13 protein-coding genes are annotated in these 18,915 nt (G+C 65.0%); 7 read left to right on the top strand and 6 right to left on the bottom strand.

Annotated elements, in window-relative coordinates; translation table 11 throughout:
- Positions 1-10: 10 nt before the first annotated feature.
- The 4 genes from J2S96_RS00065 to J2S96_RS00050 form a co-directional block, all read right to left on the bottom strand.
- Positions 11-1,306, bottom strand: a complete 1,296-nt coding sequence (locus tag J2S96_RS00065) for an RNA polymerase sigma factor (protein WP_306858679.1) — start codon at positions 1,304-1,306, stop codon at positions 11-13.
- 310 nt (positions 1,307-1,616) lie between these two features.
- Positions 1,617-2,933, bottom strand: a complete 1,317-nt coding sequence (locus J2S96_RS00060) for a DUF4192 domain-containing protein (RefSeq protein ID WP_306858677.1) — start codon at positions 2,931-2,933, stop codon at positions 1,617-1,619.
- Between the two features lie 101 nt (positions 2,934-3,034).
- Positions 3,035-4,390: an MFS transporter gene (locus J2S96_RS00055; RefSeq protein ID WP_306858675.1), complete on the bottom strand. Its 1,356-nt coding sequence runs from the start codon at positions 4,388-4,390 to the stop codon at positions 3,035-3,037.
- 35 nt (positions 4,391-4,425) lie between these two features.
- Positions 4,426-5,364, bottom strand: coding sequence for a proteasome assembly chaperone family protein (locus tag J2S96_RS00050; protein ID WP_306858673.1), 939 nt, complete (start codon positions 5,362-5,364; stop codon positions 4,426-4,428).
- A gap of 318 nt (positions 5,365-5,682) precedes the next feature.
- On the opposite strand from J2S96_RS00050, the gene J2S96_RS00045 reads away from it, so the two are divergent.
- From J2S96_RS00045 to J2S96_RS00025, 5 genes are all read left to right on the top strand, one after another.
- Positions 5,683-7,203, top strand: a complete 1,521-nt coding sequence (locus J2S96_RS00045; RefSeq protein ID WP_306858671.1) for a leucyl aminopeptidase — start codon at positions 5,683-5,685, stop codon at positions 7,201-7,203.
- Positions 7,204-7,436: 233 nt separating this feature from the next.
- Positions 7,437-8,819, top strand: coding sequence for a dihydrolipoyl dehydrogenase (gene lpdA, locus J2S96_RS00040; RefSeq protein ID WP_306858669.1), 1,383 nt, complete (start codon positions 7,437-7,439; stop codon positions 8,817-8,819).
- Between the two features lie 104 nt (positions 8,820-8,923).
- Complete coding sequence (gene sucB, locus J2S96_RS00035; protein ID WP_306858668.1) at positions 8,924-10,693, top strand: 2-oxoglutarate dehydrogenase, E2 component, dihydrolipoamide succinyltransferase; 1,770 nt, start codon at positions 8,924-8,926, stop codon at positions 10,691-10,693.
- A gap of 145 nt (positions 10,694-10,838) precedes the next feature.
- Complete coding sequence (locus J2S96_RS00030) at positions 10,839-11,210, top strand: hypothetical protein (RefSeq protein ID WP_306858666.1); 372 nt, start codon at positions 10,839-10,841, stop codon at positions 11,208-11,210.
- A gap of 148 nt (positions 11,211-11,358) precedes the next feature.
- The gene (locus tag J2S96_RS00025; RefSeq protein WP_306858665.1) at positions 11,359-11,787 is read left to right on the top strand and encodes an OsmC family protein; all 429 of its coding nucleotides are present in this window, start codon (positions 11,359-11,361) and stop codon (positions 11,785-11,787) included.
- Positions 11,788-11,862: 75 nt separating this feature from the next.
- On the opposite strand, the gene J2S96_RS00020 is transcribed toward J2S96_RS00025, so the two are convergent.
- Entirely contained in the window at positions 11,863-15,363 is a 3,501-nt protein-coding gene (locus J2S96_RS00020) for a S41 family peptidase (protein ID WP_306858663.1), read from the bottom strand.
- A gap of 83 nt (positions 15,364-15,446) precedes the next feature.
- On the opposite strand from J2S96_RS00020, the gene J2S96_RS00015 reads away from it, so the two are divergent.
- Positions 15,447-16,346, top strand: coding sequence for a TIGR01777 family oxidoreductase (locus J2S96_RS00015; protein ID WP_306858661.1), 900 nt, complete (start codon positions 15,447-15,449; stop codon positions 16,344-16,346).
- Between the two features lie 22 nt (positions 16,347-16,368).
- Here the strand turns inward: J2S96_RS00015 and J2S96_RS00010 are convergent, their stop codons facing one another.
- Positions 16,369-18,012 (bottom strand): serine/threonine protein kinase, encoded by a 1,644-nt coding sequence (locus J2S96_RS00010; protein ID WP_370872952.1) that lies wholly within the window; start codon positions 18,010-18,012, stop codon positions 16,369-16,371.
- A gap of 142 nt (positions 18,013-18,154) precedes the next feature.
- Here J2S96_RS00010 and lipB point away from each other — a divergent pair, with 142 nt between their 5' ends.
- Positions 18,155-18,823, top strand: a complete 669-nt coding sequence (gene lipB / locus J2S96_RS00005; protein ID WP_306858658.1) for a lipoyl(octanoyl) transferase LipB — start codon at positions 18,155-18,157, stop codon at positions 18,821-18,823.
- Positions 18,824-18,915 lie beyond the last annotated feature (92 nt).

The following is an 18,915-nucleotide window of genomic DNA, read 5'->3' as shown; positions in this document are numbered from 1 at the left end:
TCAAGTTGCTTTAGTCAAGGTAGTCGCGCAGAACCTGCGAACGCGAGGGGTGACGCAGCTTGGACATCGTCTTGGATTCGATCTGGCGGATGCGTTCGCGGGTAACTCCGTAGACCTTGCCGATTTCGTCTAAAGTCTTCGGCTGGCCGTCGGTAAGGCCGAAGCGCATCGCGACGACGCCTGCTTCGCGCTCGGACAGTGTGTCGAGCACCGAGTGCAACTGCTCCTGGAGGAGGGTGAAGCTCACAGCGTCCGCAGGCACAACAGCTTCGGAGTCCTCGATGAGGTCACCGAATTCAGAGTCGCCGTCCTCGCCGAGCGGGGTGTGCAGCGAGATGGGCTCGCGGCCGTACTTCTGGACTTCAACGACCTTTTCGGGGGTCATGTCCAGCTCCAGGGCCAGTTCCTCAGGCGTAGGTTCGCGTCCAAGATCCTGCAGCATCTGGCGCTGGACGCGTGCCAGCTTGTTGATGACTTCCACCATGTGCACCGGAATGCGGATGGTCCGGGCCTGGTCCGCCATGGCGCGGGTGATGGCCTGGCGGATCCACCAGGTCGCGTAGGTGGAGAACTTGAAGCCCTTGGTGTAGTCGAACTTCTCCACTGCGCGGATCAAGCCCAGGTTGCCTTCCTGGATGAGGTCCAGGAACAGCATGCCACGGCCCGTGTAGCGCTTGGCCAGGGAGACCACGAGGCGCAGGTTGGCTTCGAGGAGGTGGTTCTTGGCCCTCTTGCCGTCGTGGATGATGAACTCGAGTTCACGCTTGAGCTTCGGGTCCATGGAGCCGTCATCGGCGTTGATCTTCTCTTCGGCGAAGAGGCCGGCTTCAATGCGGAGCGCAAGATCGACTTCCTGCTCCGCATTCAGCAGGGCGACCTTGCCGATCTGCTTCAGGTAGTCCTTGACGGGGTCGGCCGTGGCGCCGGCGGACATGACCTGCTGGACGGGAGCGTCGTCATCGTCGGCATCGGAATAGACAAAGCCGGAACCGGTCGCGGCAGGCTTCTTGCCGTCTTCGCCTTCGACTTCATCCGTGAGCTCTGCCTCGTCGGGAACGACGGCGTCAAAATCCTCGGCCTCTTCCTCGGAGTCCTCGTCGGGGCCGGCCGACTTGTTGGCTGCTTCGGCAGCGGCCTTGGCGCCGGGCTTGGGCCCGCGCTTCTTGGGTGCCGGCTTCTCTGCACCTGCAGTCGAAGCATTGCCAGCACGCGTTGCCGCACGCTTCGCAGCTGTAGCCGCCTTCTTTTCGTCGGCGGACAGTTCAGCCAGGGCGGCGGGTTCCTTCTCGGCGGAAGACGGGGTCACAGAAAACCTTTCTAGCGGCGGTCTGTGGAATCGCCATGGGGGCAACACCACTATGACCCTGTCAAGTCCGCGATAAAATCAAGTGCCATCGCCGACTGCAGAGTCTTTAGGTAAAACTCCCGACGGCGCTTTAATGTTCCCTGAATCCAGGGCACGTTTACGGCACTTGAAACGCGGACCCAACCGGGTCTCGGCAACCATTGTCTCACGGTTTTCCCTTCCGGGGGGCGATATCCGCTACCGTGCGGACAATTACACGCCGCGCGGAGTTACTCCAACGGCATGCTCCTGGATCACCTCAGGGTTGGTGTCATGCCTCGGCGCCGCCGAACTTACGCCACGCGGACGACTTGTTTCTGGCCCAGCCGCACACCGTTCCAAGCCTCACTACCTCGGCGAGCAGTTCCGCGAGTCGATAGCCCCGTTGTTCAGCGTCCGCCTGCGTAAAGAACTCGTGGGCGAACGAGCCGCTCCCCTGGCACCACTGAATCCACCCCCGGATAGTGAGTGTTGCAGCGCGCGCCTCCCCGCCACCGCGCCGGGAGAGCATCGCGAGAACCTGATCCAGGCTCGTCAACCTGTTCCAGTCCGGGTTCTCCGGGTAGAGGCCCAGCAGCACGTCTCCGTAACGCAGGACATTCACATCGGTGGCAGCAGCCCGCGTAGCTTTCCGCCCTCCGCCGGCTCCCTTTCCTCCTGCCGGCTTGCGTCCTCCTGACGGCGGGCCTGCTGCCGGCGACAGGCCTGCCGTCGGCGAGTTGCGAGCAACCGGCGACGGGGAACGGAGCCCGGGCGGAATGACCAAGGCATTCTCGCCATGGTCCTCCTGGCCAAAGAAGCCGAAGGCCTCCGCACCGCCCAGGGCGACAGCCTTCCCGGCAGCCGCCAGGACCACCACAGCGTCGCGCCAGGCAGGGATCCGCATGCTCGCCCGGAGGAACGCCGCTGCCTCGCCGTCGAATTCCTCCGCATGGCTGGAATCGAGGACTTGCGTCCACACATCGAGCATTTCTTCGAAGGCCTTCCTGCTCCGCCACCGCCCGAGCAGGTCCTCAAGCTTGGCGCCTTCCGCCTTCATGAATTCCGGATCCCGGACGGGCTGGTCCCCCGGCCCCAATAACCGGGGCGATTCCCTGACATTGCTTCCCCTGAACACCATTTCCGCGTTGAGCCGGCTATCCAGGATCTGGTCCACGGGACGACCGGGAAGCGGGCAGCACTCCAGGTCGGCGCAGAATGCACTTCGCCAGAAGTCGGAACCAATGAACCAGGCATCCCGCAGCGCCAGGCCCCTGTGGGCCAGAACGGGTTCGAGGGCTTCCAGCAGCGGCGGCAGCTTGCCTGCCACAAGCCCGCTTCCGTCCCAACCGTCCTCGCTGAAGAATGCCAAGAGCACGCCGTCGGCCTCATGGTCCGCTTCCAGATACTCAGCGATCCGCCGTGAGTACAAGGCAAGCACGCGCCCGGATCTCTCGGGTGGAAGGTCCACGCGGAGGGTCGCGCCAAGAGTCTGCCCTCGAAGCGTGATGGCGACGAGGCTCTCCTTCGGCCAGAGGCCCAAGGCGTGGGGAATGAAGCCCAGGATGTCCTCGGGGCGGGAAATGGTCACACGGTCCGCTGCTGTCATGAATCCAGCATCGGCAACAGGAGCGGGCTCCGGCAGGCCCCAATCGCCCTATGTGGACAAAGGTGCCCACAGCTGCCTGTGGAGGAGCGCCGCGGACCAGGCTACGGCGTGGAGCTGCGCTGTTTCGCGAGCCTTTCACGGCGCAATTCCACACGGCGTCTGCGCTGGTCTGCCAGCGACACCAGCAGCGGCGGGACGTGCACGCCCTGGGCAGCCATCTGGCGGCGCACTTTGCGACGGGTCACCAGAATGAGAACCCCGCCAAGCAAGAGGAACAGGAACTGCACGCTCAGTGCGATGCGGAACGGCGCCAGGCCGTACAACTCGGCGGAAAACCCGTTGGCGTGGAGGACATCGAGAATCAGGCCGACCAAGTAGATGGTCAGGAGTGCCGCAACGAATCCGCCTACGTTGACAATGCCGGTTGCCGTGCCGATCCTGTGCGAAGGATTGAACGTCCGGGCAAAGTCAAAGCCGATCATGGACCCGGGGCCACCGATCGCCAGGGCCACCACCAACAGGGCCAGCAACCACAACGGCGCCCTGGTGGGAAGCGCGAGGACAGCAGCCCACGCCAAGGCTGTGCCGATGGTGATCAACAGGACCATTGCCGAGCGCCGCATGGGGTGCCTCGCGACGAAAGTCCCGAACAGCGGTCCAACGAGGATGCTCGTGAGGACGAAGAGTGCCATCAGGCCGGAAACGGTTGCCGGGTTCAACCCTTGGGCCGAGACAAGGAACGGGTAGCCCCAGGACATCGCGAAGACGTTCCCGCTGAACTGCACGGTGAAGTGGCTCCAAAGCCCCAGCCTGGTCCCCGGTTGTTGCCAAGCCCGCGCCAACGTGATCCCCGTGGCGCGCAAGCCTTGGCCGCTCTCCCGTGGCGGATGGCCGGGGGGCGCGTCCCTGAGCAAAGCAAGAACCAGCACCACGGCCAGCGCAGACAGCGAACTGAGCGCAAGGAAAGCAGTGTTCCAGCCCGCGGTGTGGAGGACCAATGCGAACGGCACCACGCTGATGAGTTGGCCGAGCTGGCCCGACATTCCCGTCAGCTGGGTGACCAACGGAACCCGTGCCGGCGCGAACCAGATCGGCACAAGGCGGATCACGGAGACGAAGGTCATCGCGTCACCGGCGCCGACGAGCACGCGGCCAAGGACACCGGCTGGAACGGCGTCGGCAAACGCCAATTGGAGCTGTCCCAGGCCCATGAGCACGGCCCCGCTTGCGACCATGGCGCGTGAACCGAAACGGTCCACCAGAAGGCCGACCGGGATTTGGAGGCCCGCGTAGACCAGTAGCTGGAGCACTGTGAAGAAGGAAATCGCGGCAGCGCTGGCATGGAACCGTTCGGTAGCCTCCAGTCCGGACACACCAAACGATGTGCGTTGGGCGACCGCCACGAGGTAGGCAAGCACCCCAATCGTCCAAATGAGCCAGGCGCGGGGTGCGTTCACCCTTCCATTATGCCCGGACGAAGAATAAAGCTGCTTTATGGACGCGCATCCTTGCGTGCGAGATACGCCTCAACGGCGGCGCCCAGGTCTTCGGCGTTGGGCAGTTCGTCGTTTTCGTCGGCGAGCAGGGATCGGCGCACCGTCCCCTCGGCCTTGTCGTCATAGCGGGACTCGAGCTTTGAAACCACCTGCTGGACGTCTTCGGATGCTTCGACCTGTTCGGCGATTTGCCGGCCCACTTCCCGGCCGGCCTCACGAAGGCGGTCGGTCGGCAGCATCAGGGACGTGGCTGCCCCCAGGTATTCAAGTCCCGCCACCGCTGCCGGCGGGTACTCGGCATCCGCGAGGTAGTGCGGTACGTGGATGACGTAGCCGCCCACCTTCCGCCCGGCTTCGATCAGCCGCAACTCCAGGATGTGCCCGATGGCCGCAGGAACCTCGACGGTCGGCTTCCACGTGGAAATGCCCTCGATGAGTTCCGGGCGGTTTCCATGCACCGTTACGCCGACCGGCCGTGTGTGCGGAACCGGCATGGGAATGGAATGGATCCACGTGACAAGGTTGACGTCCAGCTTTTCCACGATCCCGACGACGGCGCGCGAGAAACGCTCCCACTGAAGGTCCGGCTCAAACCCCGCAAGCAGCAGGAACGGCTCACCCAGGCCGTCATTTAGTTTGTAGAGCGCCAACTGAGGGGCTTTGTAGTCCTCCAGATGGTCTTCGACAAAGCTGATGTGGGGACGGCGCGTGCGGTAGTCGATGAGCTGGTCGGCGTCGAACACAGCCACCGTTTCGACGTCGAGCGTGTCCAGCAGCTCCCGGTTGATCTGCTGGACCACGTGGCCGGCATCAGCGAATCCCGTGAACCCCATCAGCATGTTGAGGCCCCTGATGTCCGGGTTGTGGAAGATCCCGATATTGCTCGCATAGAGCGACTCAGGGTCAAGGAGTGAGCCGGAAATCCGTTCAAACACGGCATGTTCCTTTCGCAGTTTCAAATTCAAGGAGGAGCAGGCGGCTGCACGCTGCGGCAGATGCCGCGGCGGCCGGCCACGCTCCATGTATTGGTACAACGCCTCGGACGGGCCACGCATTCCTTTCGCCCAATGTGCCGCAGCTCTCATTTAATTGCTTTCCGGCGCGGCAGACAGACTACGATCGAGACGTGCCGCCGTGCGCGGACCCAAGCAACCACCGAGGTTGTCACAAGCGGACAGCCGACGGGAATCAGGGCAGGGCGCCTAACATGCAGCCCGGCCGAGCCATGCAGAGAGAGATGAGGACAAATCCTCGTGGTGAAGACTACAGACATCGCCCTTGGCACTATCGCCAAGGACCTGAAGAAGGCGCCCAGCGACGCACTCGTGATAGCCGTCGGTCAGGGGGAAGACGGGCCGGTCCTGCTCGGGAACCCGCTGGGGGCGAAGGCTGCGGAAACGCTCGCGGCTTCCCTGGGGCTCCTCGGAATCACGGGAGCAGCCGATCAGGTACACCGTCTGCCGGGTCTTCCGGAGACCGGTTCGGGTGTCCTCGTCCTTGCAGGTGTCGGCAAAGTCGCCGACGACGCGCTGCTCGCCGAGGAAACCCTGCGCCGGACCGCAGGATCCGCCGTCCGCCAACTGGCCGGTTTGTCGTCCGTGACACTGGCCCTCCCGACGGCGTCGCTCGCCGACGTCGCGGCGGTCGCCGAAGGCGCCGTGCTGGGTTCCTATTCCTACACGGAGCACCGTTCAAGCAAGGACGGCCTGAAGGATCCGGTCGGCAAGGTCCTGATCCACACGGCGTTTGACTCCAAGGATGTCCAGCCCGCGCTCGACCGGGCCTTGCTCGTGGGCCGCGCGGTCAACGCCACCCGCACCCTGGTCAACCAGCCGCCGAGCCACCTCTACCCGGAGTCCTTTGCCGAAGCTGCCAAGGAACTCTCCAAGGGACTGCCCGTCAAGGTGACCGTATGGGACGAAAAGCGCCTCGAAAAGGATGGTTTCGGCGGGATCCTGGGCGTTGGAAAGGGTTCAACCCGCCAGCCGCGCCTCGTCAAGGTGGAATATGCCCCGGTCAAGGCCACCAAGAAGATCGCGCTTATCGGCAAGGGCATTACCTTCGACACGGGTGGTATCTCCATCAAGCCGGCCCTTGGCATGGGCGACATGAAGAGCGACATGGCGGGCGCCGCCGTCGTCCTTAATACTGTCCTGGCCGTCGCAGGGCTCGGGCTGCCCGTCAAGGTGACCGCGTGGCTCTGCATCGCGGAGAACATGCCCTCCGGCGCCGCACAGCGCCCGGCGGACGTCCTTACCGTGTACGGCGGCAAGACGGTAGAGGTTCTCAACACCGACGCCGAGGGACGCCTGGTCATGGCGGACGGACTGGTCGCGGCCAGCCTCGAGCAGCCGGACGCCATCATCGACGTCGCGACGCTGACGGGCGCCCAGCTGATCGCCCTCGGCAACCGCACTGCCGGTGTCATGGGTTCCGACGACGTCACCGGCGCCATCAAGTCCGCAGCAGACCGCGCGGGCGAACTCGTCTGGCCGATGCCGATGCCGGAAGAGCTGCGGGCCAGCCTCGACTCGCAGGTGGCTGACATCGCCAACATCGGCGAACGCCATGGCGGAATGATGACAGCAGCCGTGTTCCTGCGCGAGTTCGTGGGCAAGGACGCCGAGGGGAAACAGATCCCTTGGGCACACGTCGACATCGCCGGACCGTCCTTCAACAACGGCAGCCCCTACGGCTACACACCCAAGCAAGGTACCGGCTGCACCGTCCGGACGCTCGTCGCCTATGTCGAAGACGTGCTGGCCACGGCATAACTTTCTCCACGTGGGGCCGGTTCATGACCGGCCCCACGGCCCGACGTGAGTCTCGCCACAAGCTCCACACAAAAGCCCCGGCAGGGTGGAGCATGGATAGGTGGTTCGCTAAGGTGAACCACGGTAGTCACAAATGCAAGAGAACTTCGGTGCTGGCATAATCGCGGCAGTACAAGTTCCAAGACCAGATGACGCGTAGTCGCGTGTCATCGCTCACGCGAGGGAGCGTCCTAGTGGCCGATCAGGCAACTGCGCAAGAATTCGACATCCTGGTACTCGGTGGCGGCAGCGGCGGCTACGCCACGGCGCTGCGTGCCGTACAGCTTGGTTTCACCGTTGGTCTCGTCGAGAAGGGAAAGCTCGGCGGCACCTGCCTGCACAACGGCTGTATCCCGACCAAGGCCCTGCTGCACTCGGCCGAACTGGCCGACCACGCACGCGATTCCGCCAAGTACGGCGTCAACGTCACGCTGGACAGCATCGACATCGCAGCTGTGAACGCGTACAAAGACGGGATCGTCGCCGGTAAGTTCAAGGGCCTGCAGGGACTCATCAAGTCCAAGGGCATCACGGTCATCGAAGGCGAAGGCAAGCTGCAGGGCACTGACACCGTCGTCGTGAACGGCACAGCCTACAAGGGCAAGAACATCGTCCTGGCCACGGGCTCCTACTCCCGTTCACTGCCCGGACTGGAAATCGGCGGCCGCGTCATCACCTCCGACGAAGCGCTGACCATGGACTACATCCCCAAGAGCGTCATTGTCCTCGGCGGCGGCGTGATCGGCGTCGAATTCGCGTCCGTGTGGAAGTCCTTCGGCGTCGACGTCACCATCGTTGAAGGACTCCCCTCCCTCGTCCCCAACGAAGACACCGCCATCGTCAAGAACCTTGAGCGGGCCTTCAAGAAGCGCGGCATCAAGTTCAGCACGGGCGTCTTCTTCCAGGGCGTCGAGCAGGACGACAACGGCGTGAAGGTCACCCTCGTTGACGGCCAGACCTTCGAAGCCGACCTCCTCCTGGTTGCGGTGGGCCGTGGCCCCGTCACCGCGAACCTCGGTTACGAAGAGGCAGGCGTCACGATCGACCGCGGCTTCGTCATCACCAACGAGCGCCTGCACACCGGCGTCGGCAACATTTACGCCGTCGGCGACATCGTCCCGGGTGTCCAGCTGGCCCACCGCGGTTACCAGCAGGGCATCTTCGTCGCCGAAGAGATCGCAGGCCTGAACCCGGTAGTCGTCGAAGACGTGAACATCCCGAAGGTCACCTTCTGTGAACCCGAGATCGCCACCGTTGGCTACACCGAGAAGGGCGCCAAGGAGAAGTTCGGCGAGGACCAGGTCCAGACCCAGGAATACAACCTGGCCGGCAACGGCAAGAGCTCCATCCTGGGCACCGGCGGCATCGTGAAGGTGGTCCGCCAGAAGGACGGCCCCGTCTGCGGTATCCACATGATCGGTTCCCGCATGGGCGAGCAGATCGGCGAAGCACAGCTGATCGTCAACTGGGAAGCACACCCGGAGGACGTGGCGCAGTTCATCCACGCACACCCGACGCAGAACGAGACCTTGGGCGAAGTCCACCTCGCGATGGCAGGAAAGCCGCTCCACGGCTAAGTCCCCGCAAGACACCCGGTCCTGCGTCCGTACGAACTGCGGGCGCAGGACCCAGCAGGCAACACTCATCCGCACTAAAGACCAATAAGGAGAACGGGGACGACATGTCTGAATCCGTTAACTTGCCCGCCCTCGGTGAAAGCGTCACCGAAGGCACCGTCACCCGCTGGCTCAAGCAGGTTGGTGACCGAGTGGAAGTCGACGAGCCCCTGCTCGAAGTCTCCACCGACAAAGTAGACACTGAAATCCCGTCTCCTGTTGCCGGCATCATCGAAGAAATCCTCGTAGCTGAAGACGAGACCGCCGAAGTCGGCGCTCCCTTGGTCCGGATCGGCAGCGGCAGCAACGGCGCTGCAGCGCCGGCAGCCGCACCCGCGGAGGAAGCACCGTCAGCGCCTGCCGCCGCACCGGCGGAAGAAGCAGCAGCTGCGCCTGCCCCCGCAGCAGAAGAAGCCCCGGCCCCTGAGGCAGCACCGGCCCCGGCAGCAACTTCCGGCGAGGCATCGGGTCACGAAGTGACTCTCCCCGCCTTGGGCGAAAGCGTCACCGAAGGCACCGTCACCCGCTGGCTCAAGGCCGTAGGCGACACCGTCGAGGTCGACGAACCGCTCCTTGAGGTCTCCACCGACAAGGTCGACACCGAGATCCCCTCCCCCGTCGCGGGCACTTTGCTTGAGATCCGGGTCAACGAGGACGACACTGCTGAAGTCGGATCCGTTCTTGCCGTCATCGGCTCTGGCGCCCCTGCCGCAGCAGCCCCCGCCGCGGCAGCCCCGGCACCGGTTGTTGAAGCCGCACCGGCAGCGCCGGCTCCGGCACCTGCCGCCGCACCCGCTCCGGCACCCGCAGCTCCGGCAGCCCCCGCCGCCGCACCGGCTCCGGCAGCCCCCGCAGCTCCCGCACCTGCTGCCGCACCCGCAGCGTCGTCGAACGAGTCCGGCTACGTCACCCCCCTCGTCCGCAAGCTGGCCAACCAGAGCGGCGTCGACATCACGACCGTGACGGGCACCGGCGTCGGCGGTCGAATCCGGAAGCAGGACGTGCTTGCCGCTGCGGACGCACAGAAAGCGGCGTCGCAGGCAGCCGCTGCTCCCGCCCCGGCGGCCGCAGCCCCCGGCAAGCCCGCTGCAGCTCCCGCAGCGGTTTCCTCGCTCCGCGGGACTGTCGAAAAGGCTCCCCGCATCCGCCAGGTCATCGCCCGCCGCATGCGCGAATCCCTCGAAACCTCAACGCAGCTGACCCAGGTGCACGAGGTCGACATGACCAAGATCGCCAAGCTCCGCCTCAAGGCCAAGGGCTCTTTCGAGGCCCAGAACGGCGTCAAGCTGACCTTCCTGCCGTTCATCGCCAAGGCCGTGGCCGAAGCCCTGAAGCAGCACCCCAAGCTGAACGCGGCATACGACGAGGCCAAGCAGGAAATCACCTATCACAACGCGGAACACCTCGCGATTGCGGTTGACACCGACAAGGGCCTGCTGGTCCCGGTCATTTCCGACGCCGGCAACCTGAACCTTGCCGGCCTGGCCGGCAAGATCGCCGATGTCGCCGGCCGTACCCGTCAGGGGAAGATCGGTCCGGACGAGCTCTCGGGCGGTACCTTCAGCATCACCAACATCGGTTCAGTCGGCGCTTTGTTCGACACGCCGATCATCAACCAGCCCCAGGTGGGCATCCTGGGAACCGGCGCGATCGTCAAGCGTCCGGTCGTGGTTGCGGACGAGAACGGCGATGACTCGATCGCCATCCGCTCCATGATGTACCTGTCGCTGACCTACGACCACCGCCTGGTTGACGGTGCAGACGCAGGCCGCTTCCTGCAGACCCTCAAGGCCCGCCTTGAGGAGGGCGCCTTCGAAGCTGACCTGGGCCTCTAGGTCCAGCAATGATCACGACGGCGGGGGGCGCCTCGGTGGGTAACCGCCGAGGCGCCTCCCGCTTTTCCGTGCCCTGAATTAGGCCCCGGATATCGTGCCGTGGCTTTGCTACGGCACGTAGAAAATTCTGGCTAAGCTTGGAGCCATGACTATTCTCTTGAGCGTCCTGCTGTTCTTGCACATCGTTGGCGCAGCCATGATTGTGGGCTACTGGATTGCCACCATGAGGCAACCGACTGTCCACCCGCGCCAGCGGGACGGCGCCTTCGTCCAGCTGATCACCGGCATTGCCATGATGGGGATTCTGCCGGTACTCCACCAACAAGATCCCGCCCATTTCGCCGACCCCAACTACTTCAAGCTCGGCATCAAGTTCGCCATCGGCCTCGCCGTGGCCGTGCTCGCCGTTATCGGCTCCCGCAAGGTCAAGAAGGGCGAGGCCGTCTCCACCGGCCTGGCGCATGGCGTCGGCGGACTGGCGCTGGTCAACATCGCGATCGCAACGCTCTGGCCCTAATGCCGGAATCATCGACGACGCCAAGCCGCGCTGGTCACAATCCTCTAAGAGCGGACAAGCGGTGCGGCGCCGCCGTCGAATCCATAGGATTGAACCCGGCGGCATCCGGCATCGGGATGCCGATTCGCAACGACGCTGAGGAGTGGACATGGCTACAACACGCACCGCACACACCGTATGGAACGGCAACCTGATGGACGGCGCCGGCAACACCACGCTGGACAGCTCCGGACTCGGAACCTTCAACGTCACCTGGAAGGCCCGTGCGGAGTCCGCAGAGGGCAAGACCAGCCCCGAAGAGCTCATTGCAGCCGCACACTCGGCATGCTTCTCGATGGCGTTCAGCAACGGCGTGGCGGGCGCCGGCTTCACGCCGGAGGAGGTCAATACCAAGGCCGACGTCACCTTCCAGCCGGGCGAAGGCATCACCGGCATCCACCTGACCGTGAGCGCACGCATCCCGGGTGTCTCCGAAGAAGAATTCCAGCGCCTCGCCGAAGACGCCAAGACCAACTGCCCGGTTTCCCAGGCACTCCGCGCAACTCCGATCACACTGGACGCCACGCTCGCTTCCTAGCGGCACCACGTCCCAAGAAACGAAGTCCCCGCCTTTTCTTCCGGAAGGCGGGGACTTCGGTGTGTGGGCCTCCAGCTAGCCTCGTTGCGGCCGCGCGGGCAACACGGGCGGGCGCACCTTGCGGTAGCCTTCACGCAGGGGTGGCCGGTCCGTGGGTAGTTCCTGGACCATTTCCTTGAGCGCGCCGATCCCGTACTCCAGCTGCGGATCGGTGCCGGCGGCATACGCGTGGGGCGGGAACACCACTTCGATGTCAGGCTCAACGCCGAAGTTTTCCACGCTCCAGCCGATGCCGCCGGAGAACCACGTGGCATAGCGCGGCTGGGTGACGCCCGTGCCGTCTGCCAGGGAGAAGCGGTTGTCTATGCCCACGACGCCGCCCCAGGTCCGGGTGCCGATCACCGGGCCGATGCCGCGGAGTTTCGATACTTGGGTGATGATGTCGCCGTCGGAACCGGCAAATTCGTCGGCGAGGATGATGACCGGGCCCCGCGGAGCATGATGCGGGTAAGTACGCGGCTTTTCGCCTCGGGGCATGCTCCAGCCCGTGACCTTGCGGCCGATCAGTTCAGCCACGAGCTGCGAGGTGTGGCCGCCACGGTTGCGTCGCACATCGACGATCAACCCGTCCAGCGAGGTCTCGGTATCGAGGTCCCGGTGAAGCTGCGCCCAGCCGTTGGCCATCATGTCCGGGACATGCAGATAGCCGAACTTTCCATCCGAGGCCTCGCGTACCGTGCGCCGGTTGGCGTGCACCCATTCCTGGTACCGCAGCCGTTCCTCATCCTTCACCGGAACAACGGCAATCCGCCGCTGTTGGCCGGCCGCCGCACCGTGCCCACCGCCGTTCAAGAGCGTGAGTTCCACGGTGCGGCCCGCGGCACCCACCAGCTGTTTCGCCGGAGTACGGTCTGCGGAAAGCCCGACGCCGTCGATCGCCAGAACAACGTCGCCCACCTTCGCGTCTGCTCCCGGCCGCGTCAGCGGCGAGTTGGCCAGGGGATCGGAGGAATCTCCGGCGAGGATGCGCGTGATCTCCCAACCGGCCTCCGTAAGCCTGAGGTCGGCACCGAGCCTGCCCTGTCCGTTGCTTCCGGGCTCACCCACCGCCGCCGGGCGCACGTAGGCGTGGGAAGTGCCCAGCTCACCGTGCAATTCCCACAGGAGGTCCACCAGGTCGTCGTGCGAGCCCAGTCGCTCGACGACGGGACGGTACTGTCGGTGCACCGAATCCCAGTCCTGGCCAGCCATGTCTTCGGTCCAGAAGAAGTCCCGCTGCAGCCGCCATGCTTCGTCGAATGCCTGTCCCCACACGGCCAACGGATCCATGACCACCCGGATCCGGTTGAGCTCAACCTTGACGTGCTCGGCTGATTCTTCGTCCACCTTGGCGTCAGACGGTACGGCGACAACCCGCTTGTCGTTGACGAACACCAGTTTCTTGCGGTCTCCGGACAGTCGGTAGCGCTCCACGGCGGACGCAAGGGTAACTTGCTTCTGCTTCGAAAGCTCGTAGCGGACCAATGCCGGAGCGGGTGCCTTGTCCTGCACCGTGCCACGGCCATCTCCCGTCACACCTGAGAGCGGGGTGTCGAGCCACAGCAGTGCGCCGCTGGAGGCCGAAAGCGCCGAGTAATTGCCCTGCGGCACCGGTACGCCTATGACACGCAACTGCAGCCCCTCACGGTCCACGCGGACGTGTACAGCCGCTGGGGCATCGTCCTTCGTTCCCGCCGCAGGCTCGGAGTCGTCCTCGTCCAACAAATCCGCGACCGGGCCGAAGGGAGAGGGAGTGGCTGCAGCGAGCGCCACGAGGTACGGCTTGATGGGGCTCGGGAAAGACAAATCAAAGGCATGGCCGTCGTAGACGGGATCAAAGCTGCGGTTCGAGAGGAACGCCAGGAATTTGCCATCGGGTGTGAAAGCCGGCGATTCATCGCGGAAGCGGCCGTCCGTGACATCCACGATGTCCTCCGGATCGGCGGCGCTGACCATGCGCAATTTGCTCCGCGAGCCGAACGACGTCACAGGCTCGGACCAGGCGAGCCATCGTGAGTCCGGCGACCATGTGAGGCTGTCAATGCTGCCGTCCCCCACGCTGACAATCAGCGACAATGTGCCACTGGCAGTGTCGGCCAGGTAGACATCCCCGAACGCCGTACCCACGGCGAGCCACCGGCCGTCGGGGCTGGCTTCGAGGGCGCTTGGACGGGCCGCCCTGGGGAAATCGATCCTGAGGGAGTCTGGCCGCGGCTCTTCGGCTCCACTGCCCGTGGAGGCGAGCGGCACAGCGTCGGCCTCCGCGGACGCCGGAGCGGGCTCCGCGTGCGGCTCCGGCAAGCGAACCCCGGACGTCGCGGGCTGTCCCGCAATGGCTGACGCCGAGACGGGACGGGGCAGTTGTGCGGCCGCGTCCTCTTCAGCTTCGCGTTGCGCCGGTGCGGGGTCCTGGACCGGCGCTTCGGGGGCTGGCCGTGAAAAACGCGGTGCAATCCTCTTGATGTACATCGAATCGACACCGTCGTGGTCCGCTACATAGGCGATGCGACCGTCACTGAGCGGCCGGGGAAGCCTTGCCCGCACGCCCGGCGTCGCTTCGACCACCCGGGACGGTCCGTCTTTGTGGCGCAGCCAGTGGATGGTTCCGTGCGATTCCACCGCGCTGGCCGAACCGGCGGCATTGGGGAGGACTTCGCCCAAGTGGGCGGAGACTTTGAGGGGTGCAGGCCGGCGGGACTGGGATGCCGAGCCCAGGCTGATGTCCAGCTGTACCGCCTCGGCGTCGGCCTCAAGCGTCGGCAGGATCCACAACCGGCCCGCCGATTCGAAGATGACCCGCTTGCCGTCGCTCGAAGCATGCCGGACGTAGAAGTCCTCGTGATCGGTGTGCCGGCGAAGATCCGAGCCGTCCGGCTTCACGGAATAGAGGTTCCCGTAACCCTCGTGGTCCGAAACGAAGGCGATCCGTCCGCCTACCCAAAGCGGGTCCGCGAGGTTCCCGTCGAGCGAGGGAACCAAGCGGGCGAACTCGCCGTTCCCGTCGGCATCGATCCACAGCTTCCCCGCGGTACCGCCGCGGTACCTCTTCCACCAGGCGGGTTCCCGGGAGAGCACGCTGGCAAGGACCACGGGGCGCTCGTCCCCCACTTCCGGGCCGAATGCCACCGATTCGACGGGGCCGAAGGGAAGCTCGACGGCGGGGCCGCCGTCAAGCGGCAAGGCGTACGCATGAGTATGCCGCCCTTCAGCCTGTTCGAATGCGGTGGTGACCACGACATCACCCGAGGAAGTGAATCCCTTGACCCGGGTGGTGCTGTGCCCGAAGTAGCTCAACTGCCGGTACCCGCCGCCGTCGACATTCGCCGTCACCACCTCAGGAGCGGCCCCGACGATCGTCGTCCAGACGAGCCGCTTGCCGTCCGGGGTGAAGCGGGGATTGCGGGAAGGGAGCTGCTGGGCGGAAATCCGCCACGCGCGGCCTCCGGCCACAGGCGCAATCCAAATGTCGTCTTCGGCCACGAAAGTGATCAAATCACCATGCAAATGCGGGAAACGGAAGTAGCTGGAGGAGGTCATTGTTCGATCATAGTCAAAGGAGAAGCGAGCCCTTTGAGGCCTGCCGTAGTGCCGAAGTGACGCTCGCCATGATGTGATGAGGCATGCGGATCGTGATTTCGGGTGCTTCAGGATTCATCGGAACGGCTCTCTCGGCGCGTCTCCTCGACAGCGGGCACGACGTTGTCCGGCTGGTTCGTCGACCGCCTTCGGGGGCGGGCGAGGCATATTGGGACCCGGCCGCCGGGCAATTGGATGAGGCGGTACTCGACGGCGCTGACGCGGTGGTCAACCTCTCCGGGGCAGGCATCGGTGATCGCCGCTGGACCAAGGCACGGGTGCGGGAGATCATCGACTCCCGCTTGCGGACAACCCAAACGCTCACCGCCGCCATGGGACGGCTGGGCACTCCGCCCGGAACCTTCCTGAGCCAGTCGGCCTCCGGCTACTACGGCGCTTCCCGCGCCGGCCTCCTCCGGGAGGACGCAGGGCCGGGCGAAGGCAAGCTGGCGACCCTTTGCGTCGATTGGGAAGCCGCCGCCCACACCGCACCTGCCGCAGTACGGGTGGTCACGCCGCGTACCGGCGTGGTCCTCAGCCCTGATGGCGGAGCGCTGGGGCCGCTCCTTCCGCTGTTGAAGCTGGGCTTGGGGGGACCCTTGGGAAACGGCCGGCAATACTGGCCGTGGATTTCCCTCGTGGATGAGGTTTCAGCCCTCGAGCACGTGCTCAATTCCTCGCTCGAAGGTGCCGTCAATGTGTGCGCCCCGGAAAGCGCCGACGTCAACGCGATCGTTGCACAACTCGCGGCGGCCCTGCACCGGCCGGCATTCCTTCGCGTACCCGCGCTGGCCTTGCGCCTGGCACTCGGCAGCCATCTGGCAGAGGAACTCATCCTGGCCAACCAGCGCATGGAGCCGGCCAAGCTCATGGACTCAGGGTTTTCCTGGCAGCACCCCGCGTTGGCGGACGCGGCCCGATGGGTGGCAAGCGGCGGCAAATGACCACCAACAGCCTGTTTTGCCACTAAGCCTGCCTGGCCAGGATCTCCGTGATCCTCCACACGCCGTCGCCGCGCAGGAGAACCACCCTGAGGTCCTTCGGTTCGCCCGGCGGGCGCTTTCCGACGACGTTCCCTGAGGCGTCCCGCTCCTCATAGGCGGAGGTTTCCACCGTGACAGCAACGGTTGCCGTGTCCGTCCCGGGAGTCCTTTCAACGCTCACGCTGGCCAATCTGGTGGAGAACCCTGCGAGGACCAATCCGGCGTCGATCAATTCGTCCCTGAGCTTTCCATCCGAGACAGCGGCCGCCGAACCCGGCACGTTGACGTGTTCCAGCAGCTCAAACCTGCCCGAATTCAGCGCCGTGTCCCGGATCGCCGAGAGTCCCTTGATGGCTTCCCCGGGCTCGTGGGATCGGATCTGGCCCCATGCTGCCGCAGGAACCGCAGCGGGAACTCCATCGAGGACGGTTCCCTGCTCATCCCGCTGTTGCCCATCCTGCTCAGCCCTGGGGTCGGGGACCGGCGCCGGCGGCCCGGCCCCCGGTCCTCGATCACCGGCCCACCACATTGTAGTTACCGCTCCGGCGCCCACAACTATCCCGAGGGCGAGCACCATGGACCCCACCCGCCGTCGTACGGAAACCGGCGCAATGGCGCGCCGGTGCCTGCGAGCAAGCCCCGGCTGCCGGAAGCGAGCGAAAAGTGCCGAGATGCGGGCGCGCTTTGCGCGGGTGCCGCCAGCCCGACGCCGGGTCATAAGTTCCGGTACTACCGTGGCGTGCACTGAAACGGAAAGGTCCACGGGTTCGGGCGCGGCGCTGCGGTAGACGGCAACACCCCATTCGGCCGCGGAAGGCCGCTGTTGCCCCTCAGGATGAAGACCGGCCTCGATGGCAACGGCCAGGGCGGCCGGGACCTCGGGGACCAGCAAAGTCAGGGGCGGCCGGCGGGCCGCAGGGTCCGGAGCGGAACCGGTGAGGCAATACCAGCCGACGGCGGCGAGGGCGTACGTATCGCGCTGCGGCTGGAGCTCCGAGGTCCCCTGGACGATCGGATCCGGATCAACAAACCCGGGGGTGCCGGCGTCCGCGACCCCTGGAGCATCACCAACCACGCGGGAAATACCCAAGTCGGAGAGCAGGGGCTTCCCTTGGGCGGTGAACAGCACGTTCCCTGGCGAAATATCGGAATGTGTGATGCCTTGCCGATGCAGATAGGCCAGGGCCTGCGCGAGCGGAGTCAGGACCGTCACCGTCTCACCCACCCCGAGGCGCCCCCTGCTGGACACCAGCTGCCCAAGCGAGCCTCCCGGGGCGTAATCCATGACCACGCCCAAGCCCCCGTCGAAGGACCCTGCCAACTCGATGACGCCGTGGACCTTGATGAGGTGCTCGTGCTCGAGCCGGGCCAGAAGCTGCACCTCCCGGAGCATGTATGACCCGGCCTCGCCTGGAGCCGCTTTCTCCGGTGTCCGGCCAAGGCATTTCACGGCGAAACTGTTCCCTGACCGTTGCTCCGTTGCGAGCCACACCGCGGCGCTTCCGCCGCACCCCAGCTCACGGACCGGAACAAACCCCGGGATCACAGGTTCCCGAGGTTCGATCCCAGGGGAAATAGCGTCCCCTTCATGGTCCTGACCACTCCAGCCCGCCGAAAAAGTCTCCATGCCTCAACAAATACCGGAAATCGCGGATTGCCGCAGAAGTTATCCACAGGCCAGGGACCGGGCTTGGCGAGCAATCCGGGTAAGACTGAGAGCTTGGCCACAAAATCATTGCGTGCGGTCAGCGGGGTCTAAGCTTGTCCCCATGACTCTTGAGTTCTCACAGCTGGGTCTTGCCCCGGATTTCGTTGACTACATGCAGGGCTGGGATATCCAGCGCGAACTCCACAACAAGGTTGTTGCCGGCGAGAAACCCAGCACCGTCTTGCTCCTGGAGCATGCCCCGGTCTATACCGCAGGCAAGCTCACCGAAGACCACGAGCGCCCGTTTGATGGCACGCCCGTTGTACCGGTGGACCGGGGCGGCAAATTGACCTGGCACGGACCGGGCCAGCTCATTGCCTACCCCATCCTCAAACTGAAGAACCGCGCCGGGATCCGTGACTACGTCGAGCGCCTCGAAGCCGTCATGATCGCAATCATGGAGGACTACGGGATCAAGGCCACCCGGGTCAAAGGCCGGGCAGGAGTCTGGATCCTCGCTGACGACAAGGGTCCGGACCGCAAGATCGCCGCGATCGGCATCCGCGTCCTGGACGGTGTCACCATGCACGGCGTGGCGATCAACTGCAGCAACGACCTCGCTCCCTACGCACAGATCATCGCGTGCGGCATTACGGATGCCAGCGTCACCACCATGTCCATCGAGACCGGTAAGACCATCAACCCGGCCGACATTGCCGAGCGCTTCATGGAAGAGTTCCGCAAGCACGAAGAAGCACTCGTTTCCAGCCCCGAAGGAGCACTCCAGTGACCCTGGCACCTGAAGGCCGTAAGCTGCTGCGCGTTGAACAGCGCAATAAAGCCGTCCCGGTCGAACGCAAGCCCGAGTGGATCAAGGCCAAG

The sequence above is a fragment of the Arthrobacter bambusae genome (assembly GCF_030812595.1).
Taxonomy (GTDB): domain Bacteria; phylum Actinomycetota; class Actinomycetes; order Actinomycetales; family Micrococcaceae; genus Arthrobacter; species Arthrobacter bambusae_B.
The sequence above is the reverse complement of the archived record's forward strand: the minus strand, read 5'-3'. Positions and strand labels throughout refer to the sequence as shown.